Source organism: Candidatus Edwardsbacteria bacterium (assembly GCA_018821925.1).
GTDB lineage: Bacteria > Edwardsbacteria > AC1 > AC1 > EtOH8 > UBA2226.
Genome location: JAHJLF010000078.1, coordinates 1 through 3550 on the forward strand (window position 1 = coordinate 1; position 3550 = coordinate 3550).

Consider the following 3550-nt stretch of genomic DNA (forward strand, 5'->3'; position numbering starts at 1 on the left):
CACCGAGGTTGGCTATACCGGCGGCCACACCAAGGATCCCACCTACAAGCAGGTCTGCACCGACACCACCGGCCACGCCGAGGCCATCCGTATAACCTACGACCCGGCGGTCATCAGCTACGACGATCTTTTAAAGGTCTTCTGGGAGAACCACAACCCGACAACGCCCAACCGCCAGGGCCCGGACGTAGGCTCGCAGTACCGCTCGGCTATTTTTTATACCACGCCGGAACAGCAGAAGACAGCCATAGCCTCCAGGGAAAAGCTGGACAGGTCGCACAAATATTCCAAGCCGATAGTAACCGAGATCACCCAGGCCGGCGAATTCTACCGGGCCGAGGATTACCACCAGCAGTATTACCAGAAGAAGGGCGGCGGCAGTTGTAAGTTTTAATAGTTCCCTCTCCTAATGCGTTAGGAGAGAGCCTGCACTGAGTAATGCCCGAATTTATGCCAGCCGAAGTGGGCAGGGGTGAGATTGTTTAAAATTTCTGGATTCCCACCGGAGTTTATCCCGCACGCGATGCGGGACGAGAATAACAAACTGGATTGCTTCATTAGGAAGGCGATGCAGTCTTATCGCAATGACAGATCCCTTGCCACCCGTTCAATCTGCTGGGCGGGTAGAGGTCCCGGAGCCTGCACTGAGGTTGGCAAAAATCAAACTTTCGAAGTGGTGACAATTTGGGGATAGTGGGGAGGGGTCAGCCCGCAGCAATGCGGGTTTTTTATTTTTCTTGACTTTATTCTGCCCAAATTATAAACTAATATCTAACTACTGTCACCACTTCATCGGTAATATAACAGTTGTCTCAGTGCAGGCTCTGAGAATAGCTTACACCCTGACAAGCCGAATGGGTGACCAGAAATCATCCTTCAACTTGTGCTGCCTCGAAAACCCTTTGGGATAACAAACTTCCGGCTGAAATGCACCGGGCAATCAATCCTGTTGTGATAAGGAGAGAAACATGCAGGTGATAGACCTAAACCAGGAAAATCTTAAATCGTATTTTCTCTGCCTGGAGGATTGGTCCGACGAGATCAAAGAGGCCGGGAACCATAAGGAAAAATGGTACGGCAGAATGAAGGACCATGGCCTTCGGGTCAAGCTGGCGGTGGATGATAACGGGCAGGCAGGCGGTATGATCCAGTATCTGCCCATCGAGCGATCGACAGCCGACGGAAATGACCTTTATTTTATCAACTGTATCTGGGTGCACGGATATAAGCAGGGGCGCGGAAATTTTCAGAAGGCCGGGATGGGGAAGGCCTTATTGAAGGCGGCCGAGGATGATGTCCAAAGTCTGGGCGCCAAGGGGATCGCGGCCTGGGGCCTGATGCTGCCTTTTTGGATGAAGGCCGCCTGGTTCAAGAAACACAGCTACAAGAAGGCCGACCGGGACGGCATCAGCCAGCTGGTCTGGAAGCCTTTCTCTGCCGATGCCCAAGCCCCCAAATGGATCAAACAGAAGGCCAAGCCGCAGAAGACGCCCGGGGTGGTTACGGTCACCTCGTTCATCAACGGCTGGTGCCCGGCCCAGAACCTTACCCACGAGAGGGCCAAACGAGCCGCCGGGGAGTTCGGCGATAAAATTGCGTTTAATACAGTGGACACCTTCGACCGGCAGACATTTCTGCAATGGGGAATATCCGATGCCCTGTTCATAGACGGCAGGCAGGTCAACACCGGCCCGCCGCCATCGTATCAGAAGATCAGAAAGTTGATTGAAAGCAAAGTGAAAAAACTGAAATGAGTAATAAAATGATCAACTACTATTCTTACTGGAAACGGTTGGAAATTCTTTAAATATTTTGTTGACAAAGTGTTGCATTTTCATTTATCATGTATATAGTTCAATAAACTTACATTAATGGAGAACAGGGATGAAGAAAATATTATTAATTGGATCAATATTGTCATTATTGATTTTAAACGCCCATGCTTTGCCGGGTTTGGAGATCGCAGTCGGACCGTATGTCGGATTGTATAATCCGGCGCTGACCACCATCAACGAACAGGTACTGCTTTGGGACCACCAGACGGCCTTCGGTTCGGCCGCCATAGTCGGCGGACAGATCAAGCTGGGCCTGCCCATGGGATTGGGCGGCGGGGTGGACCTGGGATATTGGAGCAACAGCAAGGAATGGATAGAGGACAACCTGATAGACCAGCATGCCTACAAGGTCAAACTGATGCCGGTGGATTTCTTCGTGCAGTACTCCATGCCCATAGTCCCAATGGTGCTTAAGGGCAAGGCCGGGGTCTCGGTGGGCAATGTTTGGGCCGGAACGGAGGTCAGCGAGGTCCGGCCGAATGTGTGGAACCATTACTGGAACTCCGAGGGTAGCGCCGCCACCTTCGGCATCCTCGGCGGGTTGGATCTGGTGGCCCTGCCGATGTTCAATATCAGCGCCGAAATAGGCTACAGGATGGGCAAAGTGGATCATTTGATCATCAAGGAATGCCATGAGCCGGATCACGTAAATGATGTTTACGAATATTATGATCATGCCAAAGACCAAGATTTACCACTGCCTTTAGAGTTAAGCGGTGTGAGTGCCAAACTTATCGCAACCTACGTATTTTAAAGCTGTTAAATAAAATAATAAAAGCCCGGTCTTTATAAGACCGGGCTTTTTGGTTAGTTAAATAACTAATTTAACTAAATCTGGCAAATATACTGCACGGCATAGAGATATCATCATTGCTCAAATGAAGTTCACCACACTGGATCCGCTCTGCCGGCAGAATGTCGGCCAGCAGGTTCTTGATGGCTTGGGGCGAATGCCCCACATTATAGGCATTGATCAGGAAAAATAACGGATTGTCCGGCAACAAGTTGGAGCAGATGTTCAAAAGCCTGGGAAGATCCCGGTCGAATTTGAAAGTTTTGCCCGAGGTATCACGGCCAAAGGCCGGTGGGTCCATGATGATACCGTCATATTTAACGCCCCGCTTGGCCTCGCGTTCGGCGAACTTTAGGCAGTCATCCACCATCCAGCGGATAGGTTTATCGGCCAGATTGCTCAGTTCCTGGTTGCGTTTGGCCCATTTGACCGCCGGCTGTGAGGAATCCACGTGGCAGACGCTGGCCCCGGCTGCGGCCGCCGCCAAAGTGGCCGCCCCTGTATAGGCGAACAGATTGAGAATGCTTGGCTTATGTTGGCTTTTGGTGATCAGATCCGAGGCCCAGTCCCAGTTGACGGCCTGTTCCGGGAAGACTCCTGTGTGCTTGTAAGGCGTCAGCTTGAGTTCCAGGGTCAGATCCTGGTACCTGAAAAGCCAGGGCCGGGGAGGAGGCGAAACTTGCCGCCATTTGCCGGTCTCGATGAAGACCGCCTGAGCTTGGTTCCAATGATCAGCCGAAAGCTTTTTGTTCCATATGGCGCCGGGCTCAGGCCGGGATACCAGATAACCGGCAAAGCGTTCCAGCTTTCGGCCGCCGCCGGAATCAAGGAGGGAGTGGTCATTGAGGCTATTTGGGTGGAGAATCTGCATTATAAACCCTTGCGTAATAAGCAATATTGATAGTTTACATAATATTTATTA

General features: G+C 51.3%; 4 protein-coding genes. 3 read left to right on the forward strand and 1 reads right to left on the reverse strand.

Features of this window, described 5'->3' with window-relative positions; translation table 11 throughout:
• The 3 genes from msrA to KJ869_10285 all read left to right on the forward strand — a co-directional run.
• Positions 1-394 (forward strand): peptide-methionine (S)-S-oxide reductase MsrA (msrA, locus tag KJ869_10275; GenBank protein ID MBU1577573.1); only part of this gene is annotated, 394 nt, incomplete at its 5' end.
• A gap of 574 nt (positions 395-968) precedes the next feature.
• Positions 969-1754, forward strand: a complete 786-nt coding sequence (locus KJ869_10280; protein MBU1577574.1) for a GNAT family N-acetyltransferase — start codon at positions 969-971, stop codon at positions 1752-1754.
• Positions 1755-1884: 130 nt separating this feature from the next.
• Positions 1885-2589 carry a hypothetical protein gene (locus KJ869_10285; GenBank protein MBU1577575.1) on the forward strand — a complete coding sequence of 235 codons (705 nt, stop codon included), beginning with the start codon at positions 1885-1887 and terminating at the stop codon, positions 2587-2589.
• Between the two features lie 70 nt (positions 2590-2659).
• On the opposite strand, the gene KJ869_10290 is transcribed toward KJ869_10285, so the two are convergent.
• Entirely contained in the window at positions 2660-3499 is an 840-nt protein-coding gene (locus KJ869_10290; GenBank protein ID MBU1577576.1) for a class I SAM-dependent methyltransferase, read from the reverse strand.
• Positions 3500-3550 lie beyond the last annotated feature (51 nt).

Coding starts and splice junctions, on each gene's coding strand:
- KJ869_10280 (MBU1577574.1), top strand. CDS start 969: ATGCAGGTGATAGACCTAAACCAGGAAAATCTTAAATCGTATTTTCTC.
- KJ869_10285 (MBU1577575.1), top strand. CDS start 1,885: ATGAAGAAAATATTATTAATTGGATCAATATTGTCATTATTGATTTTA.
- KJ869_10290 (MBU1577576.1), bottom strand. CDS start 3,499: ATGCAGATTCTCCACCCAAATAGCCTCAATGACCACTCCCTCCTTGAT.